This window comes from Oceanicola sp. 502str15, assembly GCF_024105635.1.
Classification (GTDB): domain Bacteria; phylum Pseudomonadota; class Alphaproteobacteria; order Rhodobacterales; family Rhodobacteraceae; genus Vannielia.
On record NZ_WYDQ01000001.1, the window covers coordinates 1,528,063 to 1,544,726 of the forward strand.

Here is a 16,664-nt window from a genome sequence, read left to right on the forward strand (position 1 = left end):
AAAGATTTTCGGGGCCGGGCAAAACGGCATCAACCGCCCTGCCCGACCCCAGGTGTTACTTCTTGTTTTTCTTGCCTGATTTCGACTTCTTCGAAGCGGCCTTCTTGCCGGCCTTCTTCTTGTCGTCCTTGGCCTTTGCGGCCTTTTTCTTCTCGGCCTTCTTGGCAGCGGCCTTTTCGGCCGCCTTCTTCTCGGCCTTCCGGGCCGCCTTCTTCTCGGCGGCCTTCTTCTCGGCGGCCTTCTTCTCGGCGGCCTTCTTATCGGCCTTCTTCGTCTTTCCCTTGGCCCCGGCCTTCTTGGCCGCCGCCTTTTTGTCCGCCGCCTTCTTCTCGCTCGCCTGCGGCTCCGCCTTCTCCAGCTCGGCCTTCTTTTCCGCGAGCGCGACAGCCTGGCCCACGGCCCCGGCAGAGGGCTTCTCCTCGATCGGAACCGCCTTGGCGGCGGGCGCGGGCTTGGTCACTCGGCGCTTGATCGGGGCGCGGGCAGGCGTGACAGGGCGGCGCGACGCCGGCGCTGCGAGCTTGCCGGCCGCCGCCGCTTTCCACGCGCCGGCGCGGGCGGGCGAGATGCCCGGGATCGCGGTGAGCGTGGCCACCGTGGCCGCCGCCAGGCCGGCAGGGTCGGAAATGCCCGCCCCCACCAGCTTGGCCGCCATGGCAGGGCCGATGCCCGGAATGTCGGTCAGGCGCACCATCAGGCGGCTTTCTTCAGCGCCTTCTTGGCGACTTTCAGCTTCTTCTCCTGCTTGGCAACCTTCGCCTTGCGGGATTTCACTTCTTTCTTCAGCTCTTTGATCTTGGCTTTCTTGGCCATTGCTCGGTCCTTTCAGTCAGTTTTGTCAGAGCCGTTTTCCTTCACGAAACCGCGGATGAACCGGCGGATCTCGCGTGCGGCGCTGGTGTCGAGCTCTTCGCAAAGGTCTACAAAGGCATCGCGCTCATCCTTCTTGATCCGAATGATGAGCTGGCTGTCCTTGCGGTCCTTCTTGGGTTTGGTGCTCTTGGCCACGCGGGTTGGCTCCCTCTCTTGAGTGCAGCTTTGTTACTACAATGCATAGCCATTGTATATACACTTTTTCATCCCCCCGGCACGGAACCGCCCTCGCCCCTTCTCTGTTGGTCCCCAAAGGAGACTCACATGACCCATTCCCACACCGACAAGGACATCACCGCCCTGCGCAAGGCGCTCTTCGACGCGCTCGAGGATGAGCGCACCGGGATGCTCGCCATCAACGACCGCGATTCCCATGCGCAGCCCATGACCCACTACTTCGACAAGAACGCCCGCGCCCTTCGCTTCATCACCGCCAGCGACACCGGCCTGGCCCGCGATGTAGGCACCGGGGCGCAGGCCCACTTCACCCTCACCAGCCGCGACGGCCAGGTCTACGCCTGCATGACCGGCCCGATCGTGGCCTCCGAAGACCGCGCCCTGCTCGAAAGCCTGTGGTCCCCCGCCGCCGGCATGTGGTTCGAAGACGGGATCGACGACCCCAAGGTGCTGCTGCTCGAAATGCCGCTGCGCGAGGCCGCCGTCTGGACGGTGGATGCAAACGCCCTGCAATTCGGCATCGAGATGCTGCGTGCCAATCTCGGCGAGCACAAACCCGACCTCGGCGATCACGCCGTCATCGACCTCGCCGCCTGACCGGGCTGGCGGAGCCCGCAGCAGCGGCTCCGCCAGACCTCCGCCTACTGGCTGGCCGCCATCGGCAGTTCGCCGCGCGGCAGAACGGTGTGCGAGAACACGTAGTTCAGCGCCTCGGGCAGCGTGTCGATCCAGACCTGCCACTCGTGATCGCCGTCGATCACCCGATATTCCACATCGTTCGGCTGGTGCTCGCGCAGTTTCTGGTAAAGCACCGCGCCGTGGTAGGCGATGTCGAACACGTCATGGTCGCCCGAGTTGATATACATCGGCACCACCACATCCCCGGCGAGGTAGTCATCGAGATAGGCGGTGTAGTTCAGCTCGGTCCACTTTTCGGGGTCATAGTTGCCCTCCGCGTCCAGATAGGTGGCGTGGCGATTGGCCGAAGAGCTCGCAGGCGGCTGCGGCACATAGGCGGCCGGCGACATGGCAGCCCCGGCGGCAAACATCTCGGGGTGTTCCAGCACGAAATTGACCGTGCCATAGCCCCCCGCGGAGAGCCCGCCCACAACCCGACCCTCGCGCTCGGGGATCACCCGCCAGGTGGCCTCGATATGCGGGATGAGATCGTCGAAAAACGCAGTTTCCGCTGCCTCGTTGTAGCCATCGACCCACCAGCTCAGGCTGCCGGGCATGATGACCACGGCAGGTGGCATTGTGCCATCGGCAATCGCCTTGTCGAGGATCTGCTTGGCATGGCCATCCACCACCCAGCTCGTCTCGTTGCCGCCCGAGCCGTGCAACAGGTACATATGCGGATAGCTCAGCCCGCTCTCCTCGTAGCCTTCGGGCAGATAGACCGTATAGGCATAATCCCGCCCGAGCGTCTCGGACGCAAAGCTGTAGGTCGCAATTTCACCGGCAAAACTCGGAAACGCACAAACCGCCGCACCAGCGGCATAAAGCATCATCTTCATGAAAACCTCCCTTGCAGGCAGACGGAAGTGGCTGCCCCAAGGGAAGGATCGCCCCTCGGCGGATTGCATGTCAATGGCACACTTGCAACCGGAAGCTGTGATCAGGCCGGTCAGCCCTTCTGCGCCCGCTCCGCAATGGCAGGACGGTCCGGCTTGCCGCTCGGCAGCATCGGGATCTCTCCCGCCTCCGCCAGCACCAGCGCATCGGCCACCACCACGCGCTTTGCCACCCGCGCGCGCAGCGCTTCAAGGTCGCCGCCGGGCTCCAACACCGCCAGCAGCGCCAGCCTGTCTCCCTCCGGCCCCCGGATCGGCGCCGCCCCGGCCTGGATCACCCCCGGCACGGTCTCGGCCAGCGCCTCGATCAGCTCGGGCGCAAACTTGTTGCCACCAAGGCTGATGATGAAGTCGTCGCGCCCCAGAAAGCACAGCGTCCCGTCCGGCGCGACAGAGACGATATCCCCCGTCTCCACCCAGCCCTCCGGGTCGTAGATCGCGCCACCGCCGATGTAGCCCTGCACCCTGAGCTGCTCGGGCACCTTCACCGCGATGCGCCCGGCCCCCGGGGCGAGGTCGGCGTAAAGCTCCGGGTCGCGCAGCTCGTAGGTCACATGGGGCATCACCGTTCCGGCCCAACCCGCAGGCACCTCGCTCCCGTCATGGTCTCCCATCGAGAACAGCAGCGTCTCGTTCGAGCCGCCCACCACCGTCACCACCGGCCCGTATTGCGCATGAAGCCGCGCCAGAAGCTGCGGCCCCGTCGCCCCGCCGACCGCGCGGATGAACCCGAAGGCCGGCCCCTCGGCACCCTGCTCGGCCGCCGTCACGATATCCTGCAACACCGCCGGCGGCGCATGGAGGATCTCCGCGCCGAAGTCCTTGGCCGCCGCCAGCGTCTCCTCGACCGTGCCCCGCTGGAGGCACATGCCATGGCCGGTGACAAAGCACATCAGCGCCGCCATCAGGAAGGCCGAGGTGGTGGGGGCATAGGTCACGAGGCTCGCGCCATGCCCCTTGCCGCTCAGCTGCAAAAACCCGAGGGTCTGCGCATACCAGATGTCGGCAGATTGCCACATGTACTTGGGCAGGCCGGTCGAACCGGAGGTGGCAAAGAGCAGCCCGCCGCCGTCGATGTCCTCCGGCTCGGCGCCCTCTGCGGGCGTCATCCAGCTCTCGTCGAACACATGCCACGCCGGCCCGGCCACCTGCGCCTGCCCGGGGTCGGCAATCACGTGATCCACCTTGATGCCCCGCCCCATCGGACGCGAAGGCGCGTCGGTCAGGATCGCATCGGCCCCGCGCCGCCAGACCGCAAGGATCAGCGCCACGCGCACCACGAGGTTCTCTGAGACCGGCGCAACCCGCTGGCCCGGCACCACGCCCAGCGCCTCCAGCCGCGCGGTGCACCCGCTCACGAGCTGCGCAAACCGGGCATAGCTCACCACCTGCCCGTCCTGCGCATGCATGGCCGGAGCGTCACCGGCCTTGGCAAAGGCCGCCCGGAGCGCCGCGTTCATCGGCATCGGATCAGAACTTGTAGGTCGCGTTCGCGCTGATGGCGCGGTTCTTCCACTCTGCCACCTTCTCGCCGTCGGTGGTTTCCATGTCGTCGTGAATGATCTCGATGCCCACATCGAACTTGTCATTCACGCTGTAGCCCATGCCGAGCGCGAGGGTGCGGCCCTCGAAGGTCGAGGCTTCATTGTCGGAGCCGGGGTAGAAATCGCCCTTGGCAATCGCGTAGCCGGTGGCCGCGTAGAGATCGAGATCGCCGGTGCGGAAGCCGCCCAGCAGACGGGCGCGGTGCAACTGGTCGAGCGAGCCGCCCGAGGAGTTGCCGAAATTGTCGGTGCCGCCGATGGCAAAGCCGAGAGACAGATCGCCGCCCACGTAGAAGCCGCGCTGCCCCAGCGGGTATTTCACATCCCCGATCAGCTTGAACAGGCGGTAGCTGTCGCTGCCCCGGTCATCGATGCTGCCGAGGAACTCGGTGCCAAAGGTGCCTTCGCCGTACTCCAGCGCCGTGCCGAAACTGAACTCCTGCGCAGCGGCAGGCAGGGCGGCGGCAAGGGCAATGATGGAAACGGCGGCAAGCTTGGGGGAAGGTCTTTTCATGTCGGCTCCAGAGGGCCCTTATGGGCCAGATTGGCGATACGGCTCGCAGGGCACGACGCCCCATCACTCGGACCCGGTTTTTCTACCCGCTTTACCCTCGGTTAACAAAGCAAAAGCCGCCGCGAGTCTCTCGCGGCGGCCATATCTGCCAGCTTATGTGGCTATTTAGTCGATCATCGGCAGCAGCTTGTTCACCGAGTCCTTCGCATCGCCGTAGAACATCCGCGTGTTGTCCTTGAAGAACAGCGGGTTCTCGATCCCCGAGTAGCCCGTGCCCTGCCCCCGCTTGGAGACGAACACCTGCTTGGCCTTCCAGACTTCAAGCACCGGCATCCCCGCGATGGGAGAGTTCGGGTCGTCCTGCGCGGCCGGGTTCACGATGTCGTTCGAGCCGATGACGATGACCACGTCGGTATCGGGGAAATCGTCGTTGATCTCGTCCATCTCCAGCACGATGTCGTAAGGAACTTTCGCCTCGGCCAGCAGCACGTTCATGTGCCCGGGCAGTCGGCCCGCGACAGGGTGGATCGCAAAGCGCACCTCCTTGCCGGCGGCGCGCAGCTTGCGGGTCAGCTCGCTGACCGCGCCCTGCGCCTGCGCCACGGCCATGCCGTAGCCGGGCACGATCACCACCGAGTCGGCCTCGTTCAGCGCGTTGGCCACGCCATCGGCCTCGATCGCCACCTGCTCGCCTTCCACGGCCATCTGCTCGCCGCCCCCGCCGCCGAAGCCGCCGAGGATCACGCTCACGAATTGCCGGTTCATGGCCTTGCACATGATGTAGCTCAGGATCGCGCCCGAGGAGCCCACGAGGGCACCCACCACGATCAGCAGGTCGTTGCCGAGGCTGAAACCGATCGCCGCCGCCGCCCAGCCCGAGTAGCTGTTGAGCATCGAAACAACCACCGGCATGTCGGCGCCGCCGATGCCCATGATGAGATGGTAGCCGATAAACAGCGCGCAGAGCGTCATCACGAAGAGCGGAAAGAACCCGCCGGTGTTGGCATACCACAGCAGGCAGATGACCGAGAGCGCCGCCGCGCCCGCGTTCAGCATATGCCCGCCCGGCAGCTTGGTGGCCGCCGAGGTCAGCTTGCCGGCCAGCTTGCCATAGGCGACGACGGAGCCGGTGAAAGTCACCGCGCCGATGAACACGCCCAGAAACAGCTCGACGGCCAGAATGTTCAGCTCGACGGCAGACTTGTGCGCAACCAGCTGAGCAAAGGTGCCAACCACCTCAGCGCCATGCGCCCCTTCCACGGCCTTCACCGTGAAATGGGCGTTGAAGCCGACGAACACCGCCGCCAGGCCGACGAGCGAGTGCATCGCCGCCACAAGCTGCGGCATCTCCGTCATCTGAACCTTGGTGGCGACCATGTAGCCGATCGCCCCGCCGCCCGCGATGAGCAGCAGCGTCAGCAGCCACAGGCCCGATCCGGGGCCGATGAGCGTGGCGACAACCGCCAGCCCCATGCCGACAATGCCGTACCAGACAGCTCGCTTGGCGCTTTCCTGGCCCGAAAGCCCGCCCAGCGAGAGGATGAAAAGAACCGCCGAGACAACGTAGGCGGCCGTAGTGAATCCGAAATCCATTGCTCAGGCCCCCTTACGATTTCTGGAACATGGCGAGCATGCGCCGGGTGACGAGGAAACCGCCGAAGATGTTGATCCCGGCCATGAAGACCGAGAGCGCGGCGAGCAGCACCACGATGAACGAGCCGGAGCCCATCTGCATCAGGGCGCCAAGGATGATGATCGAGGAGATCGCGTTGGTCACGGCCATCAGAGGCGTGTGCAGGCTGTGCGACACGTTCCAGATCACCTGGAAGCCGACGAAGACCGAGAGCACGAAAACGATGAAGTGCTGCATGAAGCTCGCCGGGGCCACCAGACCCACGGCCAGCAGCAGCGCCGCACCCACGGCGATCAGCGTCACCTGTTGCTTGGTCTGCGCCTTGAAGGCGGCCACCTCGGCGGCGCGCTTCTCCTCGGGCGTCAGCTCCTTGGGCTTTTCCCGCTTCACGGCCGCAATCGCCTGAACCTTCGGCGGCGGCGGCGGGAAGGTGACTTCGCCCGCATGGGCCACGGTCGCGCCCCGGATCACGTCATCTTCCATGTTGTGGTCGATGACACCGTCCTTCTCGGGGGTGAGATCGGTCAGCATGTGACGGATGTTGGTGGCATAGAGCGTGGAGGACTGGGTCGCCATCCGGCTCGGGAAGTCGGTGTAGCCCACGATGGTCACGCCATTGTCGGTCACGATCTTCTCGTCGGCCTTGGTCAGCTCGCAGTTGCCGCCGCGCTCTGCGGCAAGGTCCACGATCACCGAACCGGGCTTCATCATCTCGACCATATCGGCGGTCCAGAGCACGGGCGCGGCGCGGCCCGGGATCAGCGCGGTACAGATGACGATGTCGATCTCGGGGGCCAGCTCGCGGAACTTCTCGAGCTGCTTCTCGCGGAACTCGGGGCTGGAGGGGGCCGCATAGCCGCCCGTCGCCGCACCGTCCTGCTGGGCTTCCTCGAAGTCGAGGAAGACGAACTCTGCGCCCATGCTCTCGATCTGCTCGGCCACTTCGGGGCGCACATCGAAGGCATAGGTGATCGCGCCGAGCGAGGTGGAGGTGCCGATCGCGGCCAACCCGGCCACACCTGCGCCCACCACCAGCACCTTGGCCGGGGGCACCTTGCCCGCCGCCGTCACCTGCCCGGTGAAGAAGCGGCCAAAGTTGTTGCCCGCCTCAATCACGGCGCGATAGCCGGCGATGTTGGCCATCGACGAAAGCGCATCCATCTTCTGGGCGCGGCTGATGCGGGGCACCATCTCCATGGCAACCACGGTGCTGCCCTTCTTGGCCAGCGCGCTCATCTGCTTTTCGTTCTCGGCCGGAGCGAAGAAGGAAATGAGGGTCTGCCCCTCGCGCATCCGCTTGGCCTCGGTGTCGGTCGGGATGCGCACCTTGGCGATCACATCGGCCTCTTTCCACAGTGCCGCCGGGGTCTTCACCACGGTGACACCTGCCGCCTCATAGGCCGCATCGGAGAACCCGGCCTTTTCGCCGGCTCCGGTTTCGATCAGGCACTCATGTCCGAGCTTTTGCAATTGTGTCGCCGAATCCGGCGTCATGGCCACGCGGTTCTCGCCGTCGAGAACTTCCTTGGGCGTTCCGATTTTCAACGGATGGTCCCCCTTCCCTCATATGTCGCCGCTTTCCGCAGCGTCTGGCAGCGGGGTCTATCTATCACTCAGGGTAATTTTGTTACAAGCCGATCCCTGCATATCGCCCCGAAAGTCTGCGTTCCACCGAGCCAAAGCGGTACGAAGGCGCCTCGCGGGGCGGATCGGCGGCGTCAGCCGACGCTTTTGAGGCCCGGACGGCGGCCCTCGGCACGCCACTCGCGCACCGCACAGCCGAAGGCTTCGAACAGCGGGCGACTCACCGGGTCTTCCGCGGCGTTGTACTCGGGGTGCCATTGCACCGAGAGCGTGAAGCCCGGCGCATCGCGCACCACGATCGCCTCCGGAGTGCCGTCAGGGGCCGTCCCCTCGATGTGAATGCGCGGCCCGGGGTTCTTGATACCCTGCCCGTGCAGCGTGTTGGTCATCACCTCGCGCGCGCCAAAGACCTTCTCGAACTGCCCGCCCTCTTCCAGCGTCACCTTGTGGCGCAGGGCGAACTTCTCCTCGATGGTGCCGTCTGGGGGCATCCGGTGGTTCATCCGGCCCGGAAGCTCGCGGATCTCGGGGTGCAGCGTGCTGCCCATGGCCACGGCAACTTCCTGAAAGCCCCGGCAGATACCCAGGATCGGCTGGCCCTTCTCCACGCAGGCGCGGATCAGCGGCAGCGCCACCGCATCGCGGGCCCGGTCAAAGGCGCCATGGGCCTCGGTCTCGGCCTCGCCGTATTCCTCGGGGTGCACATTGGGCCGCCCGCCGGGAAAGACGAAGCCGTCGCACATCTCCATCAGCTCCGCCACGCTCACGAAGCGCGGATCGGCCGGGATCAGCACCGGCATCGCGCCCGTCACCTGCGCCACCGCATCACTGTTCATCGTCCCGCCCGCGTGAACGGGGTATTGCTCGTTCATCAGGTGAGAGTTGCAGATGATACCAACGATGGGACGTGTCATGAGCGTGATCCTGCCATATGCCTTGGCCAGACTATAGACTTGCGCGATGAAGGCTTAAAGTCGCGTGTCTATTGCACAGGCGCACAGCACTATGGGCCCCATATGCGCAACCGGCGGGCAGAAATTGGCCCCAAAACGCGCAGCCGCCACCGCCCTTCCCCCGCCAAACCTGCAACATTCACCACGCCCGCGTGACACAGACCGGCCCGATCCATCACGCCGCAGTCAGCCGGTTGAAACACCAGCACACACGGCGCCGTGATCGCCCGCGAGCAAGCAGGCCCCGGCGGGAGGATATTGTGACACAACGGTTTTTCGGCCCCCGATTTGTCTCAGGACATATCGCCTGCCTTTTCTCATTGCGTCTCCGCTAAACGCCCCGCCCCGCGCGACAAGCCCCGCTCGTGTTTTCGTGATGCGCGCAACTGCACAGCAACCACCGCAAGTTTTGCCATTTTTCCAGACGGTTGGATGACCCATTTCCTAATCACGACCAGCGGACACCGACGCTCTCGGGATGAGGGCAGCCCGCCGGACACCAAACCCAACAGCCCAAAACGGGCACCGCACATATGATGCATAAGGAGACATGATCATGACTTTCACCAAAACCTCTATCCTCGCCCTGGCCGCCGTCGCCATCACCGCCCCCGCCTTCGCCGACAACGCCTCGCTGTCGCGTTCGGTCGGTGTGGAGCCCGGCGTCTACTCCGTCGAGCAGCTGATCCAGCTGAAAGCCCTCGACGACGGTGACAACGCGCAGCGCCAGTTCATCCTCGACAACCCCGAAGGCGCCTCCGCCGCCGTGTCCTCCAAGTCGATGATCGGCGCTTCGGGCACCGACAAGCTGGCCGCCTCCGTGGGCGTGGCCCCCGGCGTCTACTCGACCGCACAGCTGATCGAGCTGGCCAGCCTCGACGATGGTGACCAGGCACGCCGCGCCTTCATCCTCGACAACCCGGCCGGCAACTAAGCCCGACCGGAAAGACCGGTTCCTCCCCGGGGCGCACGAACCATGCAGGTTCGTGCGCCTTTTTTCGTGGTCTCGAGGGAAATCGCAGCGTTACCGCTACGCGTTTCAAACCCCGGAACAGCCCGCTTGGTTCCGCGCAGATCCGCACAGGGCATGGGGCACTTGGCCGCCTGTTACCCTGCCCTGCCCGACCCCATATGCAAGTCATCCCGAACGGGACGCCAAGAGGCCACAAAGACCCCCCCGACGCCCCAGATCTTCAACGCCCCCAAACCGGGGCACTCAAAAGGAGTTCTGTCATGAAACCCGTCAAATCCACCCTGCTCGCCCTCTCCGCCGCCGCCATGCTCGCAGGCCCGGCGCTGGCCTCCGAAGCCTCGCTCTCGCGGGATGTCGGCGTTGCACCCGGCAAGTACTCGGTGCAGCAGCTGGCCCAGCTGAAAGCCCTCGACGGCGACCAGCACAGCCAACGCGCCTATATCCTCGCCCATCCGGCCAACCCCGACGCCCAGCCCGCCCCCGAGGTGACGCGGACCCTCTACGTCATCCACCAGTCCAGGCCTCAGGGCGGCACGCCCACCGGGCAGGATGAACTGGCCGACAGCGTCGGGGTGCGCCCCGGTCTCTACTCGACCGATCAGCTGATCCGCATCGGGGCGCTGCAAAACGGCGGCAACGGCGATCAGGCGGTGCTGGATTACATCCTCGCCCACCCAGCTGGCCCCGGCGCCAGCTGACCCGCTCCTCAACCTCTCCGGTTGTCTCCCCAACTGGTGCGCGGCTCGCCCGCGCACCTTTTTTGCTGTGAAGGGTCGGCCCCGTGGCGCGGTCAGCCCTGCGCCTTGGCCTCGATCCGCCGCGCCTGAAGGATGTTCTGGGTATAGCCCGAAGGCTCGTCGCGCCCCTTGAACACAAGGTCGCAGGCCGCCTGAAACGCCACCCCGTCAAACCCCGGCGCCATCGGCTTGTAGGCCGGATCGCCCGCGTTCTGCTGATCGACCACGACGGCCATCTTCTTCAGCGCCTCCAGCACCTGGTCCTGGCTCACCACGTCATGCAGCAGCCAGTTGGCCAGCGCCTGTGCGCTGATCCGTAGGGTGGCGCGGTCTTCCATCAGCGGCACGTCATGCACATCGGGCACCTTCGAGCAGCCAACGCCCTGATCGACCCAGCGCACCACGTAGCCCAGCAGGCTCTGGCAGTTGTTTTCCAGCTCGGTCTGGATCTCGGCGCCAGGCAGCTCGCCCTCCTGCAGCGGAATGGTCAGCAGCTCGCTGAGATCGTTGCGCACCTGCCCCTTGGCCTGCTCGTTGATCTCGAACAGCCGGGCAAAGACATCGGCCTCGTGGTAGTGGGTGGCATGCAGCACGGCAGCCGTCGGGCTCGGCACCCAGGCGGTGGTGCCGCCCATCTGCAGGTGGCCCTTCTTCTGCTCCAGCATCCCGGCCATGTCGTCGGTCATCGCCCACATGCCCTTGCCGATCTGCGCCCGCCCCTTGAGGCCGCACTGCAACGCGATATCCACGTTGCGATCCTCATAGGCGCCCAGCCAGGCTGCCGCCTTCATCCGGCCCTTGGGCACCATCGGCCCGGCCTCGATGGAGGTGTGAATCTCGTCGCCGGTCCGGTCGAGGAAGCCGGTGTTGATGAAGGCCAGCCGCTTGCTGGCGGCGGCGATGCAGGCCTTGAGGTTGGCCGAGGTGCGACGCTCCTCGTCCATGATACCGATCTTGATGGTGTTGGGCCTCAGACCGAGGATCAGTTCGACCACCTCGAAGGTCTTGCAGACAAACTCCACCTCCTCCGGCCCGTGCATCTTGGGCTTCACGATGTAGATCGAGCCCTTGGGCGAGTTGCGCGGGCGGTCCTTGTCTTCGCCGCCGATGATGTCGTGCAGGGCGCAGAGCGGGGTGATGAAGGCATCGAGCAGCCCCTCGGGCACCCGGTTGCCCTCTTCGTCGAGCACCGCGTCGGTGTACATCAGCAGGTCGACATTGCGCACCAGCATCAGCGCCCGGCCCTTCAGCAGCGCGGGGCGGCCCTCTTTGCTTTCAAAGCCGATATCGGGGTTCAGCTCACGGATATAGGCCTTGTCGCCGGAGCCGACGGGCGCGGTCAGATCGCCCTTCATCAGCCCGAGCCAGTTGCGATAGGCCACGATCTTGTCCTCGGCGTCCACCACGGCCACCGAGTCTTCCATGTCCATGATGGTGCTGACGGCGGCTTCGAGGAAGATATCGGCAATGCCCGCCGGATCGTTCTTGCCGATCGGGTCGGCCCGGTCGATGAACATCACGATATGCAGGCCGTTGGCGCGGAAGTAGACGTCGGTGATCTTGCCCTTCTCGTCGCGGTTGCACCCGGCATATTGGCTCGGGTCGGCCAGCTCGGTCGAGTTCTTGCCGGCAATCACCATCAGCTTGCCCTGCCCGCCCGGCGCCATGGTCGACACTTCGGCCCACGATCCCTTCTTCAGCGGCAGAACCTTGTCGAGATGCGCCTTGGCCCAGGCCACCACCTGCTTGCCACGCTCGGCGTCAAACTCGCCCTTCGGCGGCAGCGAGCCCATCGCGTTGGTGCCGTAGAGCGCATCATAGAGCGAGCCCCAGCGGGCATTGGCGGCGTTCAGGGCAAAGCGGGCGTTGGTGATCGGCACCACGAGCTGGGGGCCGCAAACAGAGCTGATCTCGGGGTCGATCCCCTCGGGCTCCACCGCAACCTCCTCCGGCTCCTCCACCAGATAGCCGATCTCGCCCAGCATCTTCATGTAGGCGTCCATATCCGGCACGCCCCGGTTGGCGACATGCCATGCGTCGATTTTCTGCTGCAATTCCTGACGTTTGGCCAAGAGCTCGGCGTTGCGCGGTGCAAAGACCTTCACCAGTTTGGCAACGTTTTCCCAGACCAGATCGGCCTCTACGCCGGTGCCGGGGAGCACTTCGTTTTCGATGAAGGCGGCCAGGCCAGCGTTCCACTGCAACCCGGATTTCTCAATGCGGTCGGTCATGAATTGTCCCTGTTCTCAAATCTGCGGCCACGTTCCGACCGACGGAGGCAGCCTAGGCCAAATGCGAGGGTGTCGCAATCTGGCCAAGGCTCAATTTGAGGCAGGGGCTGGCGTGGGGCGGCTCAGTTGCCCTCGGGCGCGATCACGCCGCCTTCGGGGGTGGCCTCGCGCGGGCTCTGGCCTTCGGACGAGGACCAGATGAGCCAGGCCGCGATGGCCAGAATGCCGGTGCCCACGGCGAGGGCTATGCCCATCAGGGGGGCACCGTGCTTTTTCGCTTGTTTTTCAACGTTGGTGTCGGGGGCCGACATGGTCTCTCCTCTACGGTTCAAACTTTGGTGCCCCCTTGGAGGCACCCTAGAGCTCGGGTTTGACAGGTTGATGAGCCCGCTTCAGAGGCCTAACGTCCGTGAAGCCGATTTGGTTCATTTCCCCACAGGAGCCCCATGAAAGACGCCGCCCCCCAGCCCGTTCGCCTCTCCGAGTACACGCCCTTTCCCTTCGTCGTGGAGCAGGTGGACCTCCGCTTCACCCTCGCCGGAGCCGAGACGCGGGTGCACTCCAAAGTCCGCTTCGCCCCCAACCCGGCGGCCGAACCGGCGGGCGAAATCTTTTTGCATGGCAAGGAGTTGGAGCTGATCTCGGCGCGCATCGACGGGGCCGAGGTGTCGCCTGTGGTCACCACCCGGGGCCTCACCTGCCCGGTCCCCTCCGGCGCCTTCACCTGGGAAGCCGAGGTGCGGATCGACCCGACCACCAACACATCCCTCGACGGGCTCTACACCTCGGGCGGCATGTATTGCACCCAATGCGAGGCCGAGGGCTTCCGCAAGATCACCTTCTACCCCGACCGCCCCGACGTGATGGCCCCCTTCCGGGTGCAGATCGACAGCGACATGCCGGTCAGGCTCTCCAACGGGAACATGGTGGAAGAGGGCGTTTGGGACGACCCATGGCCCAAGCCCGCCTACCTCTTCGCGCTCGTCGCGGGCGACCTGCGCAATTTTCCGGGCGAATTCAAAACCATGTCCGGCAAGGACGTGGAGCTGAACATCTGGGTCCGCCCCGGAGACGAGGCCCGTGCCGAATATGCGATGGACGCGCTGAAGCGCTCGATGGCCTGGGATGAGGAGGTCTATGGCCGCGAGTACGACTTGCAGATTTTCAACATCGTGGCGGTCGACGACTTCAACATGGGCGCGATGGAGAACAAGGGCCTCAACATCTTCAATTCAAAGTATGTTCTGGCCTCCCCCGAGACCGCGACCGACACCGATTACGACTTCATCGAGGGCATCATCGCCCATGAATATTTCCACAATTGGACCGGCAACCGCATCACCTGCCGCGACTGGTTCCAGCTCTGCCTGAAAGAGGGGCTGACCGTGTTCCGCGATCAGCAGTTCAGCTCCGACATGCGCGGCGCGGCGGTGAAGCGGATCACCGAGGTCATGCAGCTCCGCGCCCGCCAGTTCCGCGAGGACCAGGGGCCGTTGGCGCATCCGGTTCGCCCGGAAGAATATATCGAGATCAACAACTTCTACACCGCGACCGTCTATGAGAAAGGCGCGGAGGTGATCCACATGCTCAAGGCGCTGGTGGGCGACGAGGGCTATGCCAAGGCGCTCGACCTCTACTTCGAGCGGCACGATGGCGATGCCGCGACCATCGAGGATTGGTTGAAGGTCTTCGAAGACGCCACCGGACGCGACTTGTCGCAGTTTTCGCGCTGGTACTCTCAGGCCGGCACGCCCCGCCTCACGGTGGAAGAGCACTTCAAAGACGGCACCCTGACCCTTGATTTCAAACAGGAAACCAAGCCAACACCGGGCCAGCCTCAAAAGCAGCCGCAGGTGATCCCCATTGCCGTCGGCCTCATCGGGCCGAACGGCAACGAGGTGGCCGAAACCCGCGTTCTCGAGATGAACAAGAGCGAGCAGAGCTTTGAATTCACAGGCCTTTCTGCCAAGCCCGTTTCCTCCATCCTGCGCAACTTCTCCGCCCCCGTGGTGCTCGACCGCAAGCTCGACAGTGCCTCCCGCGCCTTCCTGCTCGCCCATGACACCGACCCCTTCAACCGGTGGGAAGCGGGCCGCGTGCTGGGCAAGGAGGTGCTCACCCAGATGATCACCGAGGGCACCGCCCCCGCGCCCGACCTGCTCACCGGCCTGTCCCGCGTGGTTGCCGACGAGAGCCTCGAGCCGGCCTATCGGGCGCTGATGCTGGGGCTGCCGTCCGAAGACGACCTTGCTCAAACGCTTTTCGATAGCGGCCACGTGCCCGACCCGGCGGCGATCCACGCGGCCCGCGACGCGTTGCAGGATGCCATGGCAGCCGAGATGGAGCCCATTCTCGCAAGCCTCTATGAACAAATGGAAACCCCCGCGCCCTACTCGCCCGATGCCGAGGCCGCAGGCAAGCGCAGCCTGCGGGGCGCCTGCCTCGGGCTCCTGTCGCGACGCGACGGTTGCGCCCGCGCCAAGGCACTGTTCGAGGCCGCCGACAACATGACCGAAGAGCTCGCCGCGCTCGCCGTGCTCATCCGCCATGGCCAGGGCGAGGCCGCGGTTCAGGCCTTCTACGACAAGTGGCGTCACGACCGGCTGGTGATGGACAAGTGGTTCATGCTCCAGGTCGTGCAATCTTCGCCCGAGACCATGGCCGAAACCGTGAAGTCTCTCACCGAACACGCTGATTTCGATTGGAAAAACCCCAACCGCTTCCGCTCGGTCCTGGGCGGCATGCAGGCCAACCCTGCGGGCTTCCACCGCGCCGACGGGGCGGCCTACCGGCTCTATGCCGACTGGCTCCTCAAGCTCGATCCGGTGAACCCGCAAACCACGGCGCGGATGACCACCGCCTTCGAGACATGGGCGCGCTATGATGCCGATCGCCAGCAGATGATGCGCGAGCAGCTCGAGCGCATCGCCGCGCTGCCCGGGCTTTCGGAGAACACCGGTGAAATGGTCGGGCGGATCCTCGGGTAGCGCCCGAGGCGGGCGGCCTTTGGCCCAGCCTCAGCCCCGGCGCGGGCTGGGCTTGGGTCGGACCGAGGACAGCGGGCGGCAGTAGCTTTGGTTTCGGGTGTAAGCCGCTATGTCCGCACGCTTTTTGCGGTAGACCATCGGCCCCCAGTCGGCCGCCACCCCGCCCCGGCCCGAGGCCCCCACCTCGCCGTCGCGCAGCACGGTGCGGGTCATGATGCGGATGGCGCAGCTCAGGTTCGTCGGGCCGTGCAGCAGCGCCGCTCCGGTGCGGGCGCGGCAGCCGTAGAGCCGCGCCGTCGACGGAGTGATCTGGAGCAGCCCGTGCCAGCGCCCGCCGCCGCCCACCACGCGGGGGCGATAGGTGCTTTCATGCTTGGCCAGGGCAGAGAGGAAGCCAACCCAGAATTCGGCCCGCTTCTCAATCGGTTGCTGGGCATAGCTCGGGCACCACGTGGCAATGTCCTCGGGCTCGAACTCCAGCAGCGGGCGGCCGTGGGACTTGAGCGCCGAAATCGCCGCGCGGGTCCAGATGGTGCTGCCGGGCACATTCTCCCAGCGGGTGCGCGGAATGGTGACGGGCCGGGGTTTGGGGCGCAGGCGGGTCACCTGCGGCACCGCCGGGGTCAACCCCGCCGGCAGCACGCCGCCCATGGCCGAGATGCGCGGCACGGGCCGCAGGGCCGGCGCCTCGGCTTCAGCCCGCGCAATGGCGAGCAGCAGCACCAAACCCGCTGCACATATCTGGAACACCCCCGGCATCAGCCGTAATCTGTGCAATATTGCAAGGGTTTAGCAAGGGGTCTTGAGGTTGGTAAACGGCGTATTAACGCCGATCCGGCAACAATTCCCGGCAATCCGCCCTATTGTGGCCCTGCTCTAACACA

Annotated in this window: 15 protein-coding genes; 4 read left to right on the plus strand and 11 right to left on the minus strand. The window is 65.3% G+C overall.

The genetic code is table 11. The features are described from left to right. Nucleotides 1-55: 55 nt before the first annotated feature. Entirely contained in the window at nucleotides 56-694 is a 639-nt protein-coding gene (locus tag GTH22_RS07395; RefSeq protein ID WP_252944355.1) for a helix-hairpin-helix domain-containing protein, read from the minus strand. A 131-nt stretch (nucleotides 695-825) separates the two neighbouring features. Further along, a complete protein-coding gene (locus GTH22_RS07400) occupies nucleotides 826-1,008 on the minus strand; it encodes a hypothetical protein (protein ID WP_252944356.1) in 183 nt (60 codons plus the stop codon). 129 nt (nucleotides 1,009-1,137) lie between these two features. Here GTH22_RS07400 and GTH22_RS07405 point away from each other — a divergent pair, with 129 nt between their 5' ends. After that, a complete protein-coding gene (locus GTH22_RS07405; RefSeq protein WP_252944357.1) occupies nucleotides 1,138-1,647 on the plus strand; it encodes a pyridoxamine 5'-phosphate oxidase family protein in 510 nt (169 codons plus the stop codon). Nucleotides 1,648-1,691: 44 nt separating this feature from the next. On the opposite strand, the gene GTH22_RS07410 is transcribed toward GTH22_RS07405, so the two are convergent. From GTH22_RS07410 to GTH22_RS07435, 6 genes are all read right to left on the minus strand, one after another. Then, nucleotides 1,692-2,567, minus strand: coding sequence for an esterase family protein (locus GTH22_RS07410; protein ID WP_252944359.1), 876 nt, complete (start codon nucleotides 2,565-2,567; stop codon nucleotides 1,692-1,694). 110 nt (nucleotides 2,568-2,677) lie between these two features. Then, nucleotides 2,678-4,084 carry a class I adenylate-forming enzyme family protein gene (locus GTH22_RS07415; RefSeq protein WP_252944361.1) on the minus strand — a complete coding sequence of 469 codons (1,407 nt, stop codon included), beginning with the start codon at nucleotides 4,082-4,084 and terminating at the stop codon, nucleotides 2,678-2,680. A gap of 10 nt (nucleotides 4,085-4,094) precedes the next feature. Beyond that, nucleotides 4,095-4,682, minus strand: coding sequence for an outer membrane beta-barrel protein (locus GTH22_RS07420; protein ID WP_252944363.1), 588 nt, complete (start codon nucleotides 4,680-4,682; stop codon nucleotides 4,095-4,097). A 165-nt stretch (nucleotides 4,683-4,847) separates the two neighbouring features. After that, complete coding sequence (locus tag GTH22_RS07425) at nucleotides 4,848-6,275, minus strand: NAD(P)(+) transhydrogenase (Re/Si-specific) subunit beta (RefSeq protein WP_252944365.1); 1,428 nt, start codon at nucleotides 6,273-6,275, stop codon at nucleotides 4,848-4,850. A gap of 13 nt (nucleotides 6,276-6,288) precedes the next feature. Next, the gene (locus GTH22_RS07430; RefSeq protein ID WP_252944367.1) at nucleotides 6,289-7,860 is read right to left on the minus strand and encodes a Re/Si-specific NAD(P)(+) transhydrogenase subunit alpha; all 1,572 of its coding nucleotides are present in this window, start codon (nucleotides 7,858-7,860) and stop codon (nucleotides 6,289-6,291) included. A gap of 173 nt (nucleotides 7,861-8,033) precedes the next feature. Next, entirely contained in the window at nucleotides 8,034-8,813 is a 780-nt protein-coding gene (locus GTH22_RS07435; protein ID WP_252944368.1) for a gamma-glutamyl-gamma-aminobutyrate hydrolase family protein, read from the minus strand. Nucleotides 8,814-9,408: 595 nt separating this feature from the next. Here GTH22_RS07435 and GTH22_RS07440 point away from each other — a divergent pair. Next, nucleotides 9,409-9,786, plus strand: a complete 378-nt coding sequence (locus tag GTH22_RS07440; protein WP_252944370.1) for a hypothetical protein — start codon at nucleotides 9,409-9,411, stop codon at nucleotides 9,784-9,786. A gap of 299 nt (nucleotides 9,787-10,085) precedes the next feature. Beyond that, nucleotides 10,086-10,523, plus strand: a complete 438-nt coding sequence (locus GTH22_RS07445) for a hypothetical protein (protein WP_252944371.1) — start codon at nucleotides 10,086-10,088, stop codon at nucleotides 10,521-10,523. Between the two features lie 92 nt (nucleotides 10,524-10,615). Here GTH22_RS07445 and GTH22_RS07450 read toward each other — a convergent pair whose 3' ends face one another. Both GTH22_RS07450 and GTH22_RS22075 read right to left on the minus strand, forming a co-directional pair. Further along, nucleotides 10,616-12,793: a malate synthase G gene (locus GTH22_RS07450; protein ID WP_252944373.1), complete on the minus strand. Its 2,178-nt coding sequence runs from the start codon at nucleotides 12,791-12,793 to the stop codon at nucleotides 10,616-10,618. 122 nt (nucleotides 12,794-12,915) lie between these two features. Next, nucleotides 12,916-13,047: a hypothetical protein gene (locus GTH22_RS22075; protein WP_256471563.1), complete on the minus strand. Its 132-nt coding sequence runs from the start codon at nucleotides 13,045-13,047 to the stop codon at nucleotides 12,916-12,918. 192 nt (nucleotides 13,048-13,239) lie between these two features. On the opposite strand from GTH22_RS22075, the gene pepN reads away from it, so the two are divergent. Then, nucleotides 13,240-15,780, plus strand: coding sequence for an aminopeptidase N (gene pepN / locus GTH22_RS07455; RefSeq protein ID WP_252944374.1), 2,541 nt, complete (start codon nucleotides 13,240-13,242; stop codon nucleotides 15,778-15,780). Between the two features lie 30 nt (nucleotides 15,781-15,810). Here the strand turns inward: pepN and GTH22_RS07460 are convergent, their stop codons facing one another. Beyond that, the gene (locus tag GTH22_RS07460; protein ID WP_252944376.1) at nucleotides 15,811-16,539 is read right to left on the minus strand and encodes a transglycosylase SLT domain-containing protein; all 729 of its coding nucleotides are present in this window, start codon (nucleotides 16,537-16,539) and stop codon (nucleotides 15,811-15,813) included. Between the last annotated feature and the right edge of the window lie 125 nt (nucleotides 16,540-16,664).

Coding starts and splice junctions, on each gene's coding strand:
- GTH22_RS07395 (WP_252944355.1), bottom strand. CDS start 694: ATGGTGCGCCTGACCGACATTCCGGGCATCGGCCCTGCCATGGCGGCC.
- GTH22_RS07405 (WP_252944357.1), top strand. CDS start 1,138: ATGACCCATTCCCACACCGACAAGGACATCACCGCCCTGCGCAAGGCG.
- GTH22_RS07410 (WP_252944359.1), bottom strand. CDS start 2,567: ATGAAGATGATGCTTTATGCCGCTGGTGCGGCGGTTTGTGCGTTTCCG.
- GTH22_RS07415 (WP_252944361.1), bottom strand. CDS start 4,084: ATGAACGCGGCGCTCCGGGCGGCCTTTGCCAAGGCCGGTGACGCTCCG.
- GTH22_RS07420 (WP_252944363.1), bottom strand. CDS start 4,682: ATGAAAAGACCTTCCCCCAAGCTTGCCGCCGTTTCCATCATTGCCCTT.
- GTH22_RS07425 (WP_252944365.1), bottom strand. CDS start 6,275: ATGGATTTCGGATTCACTACGGCCGCCTACGTTGTCTCGGCGGTTCTT.
- GTH22_RS07435 (WP_252944368.1), bottom strand. CDS start 8,813: ATGACACGTCCCATCGTTGGTATCATCTGCAACTCTCACCTGATGAAC.
- GTH22_RS07440 (WP_252944370.1), top strand. CDS start 9,409: ATGACTTTCACCAAAACCTCTATCCTCGCCCTGGCCGCCGTCGCCATC.
- GTH22_RS07445 (WP_252944371.1), top strand. CDS start 10,086: ATGAAACCCGTCAAATCCACCCTGCTCGCCCTCTCCGCCGCCGCCATG.
- GTH22_RS07450 (WP_252944373.1), bottom strand. CDS start 12,793: ATGACCGACCGCATTGAGAAATCCGGGTTGCAGTGGAACGCTGGCCTG.
- GTH22_RS22075 (WP_256471563.1), bottom strand. CDS start 13,047: ATGGGCATAGCCCTCGCCGTGGGCACCGGCATTCTGGCCATCGCGGCC.
- pepN (WP_252944374.1), top strand. CDS start 13,240: ATGAAAGACGCCGCCCCCCAGCCCGTTCGCCTCTCCGAGTACACGCCC.
- GTH22_RS07460 (WP_252944376.1), bottom strand. CDS start 16,539: ATGCCGGGGGTGTTCCAGATATGTGCAGCGGGTTTGGTGCTGCTGCTC.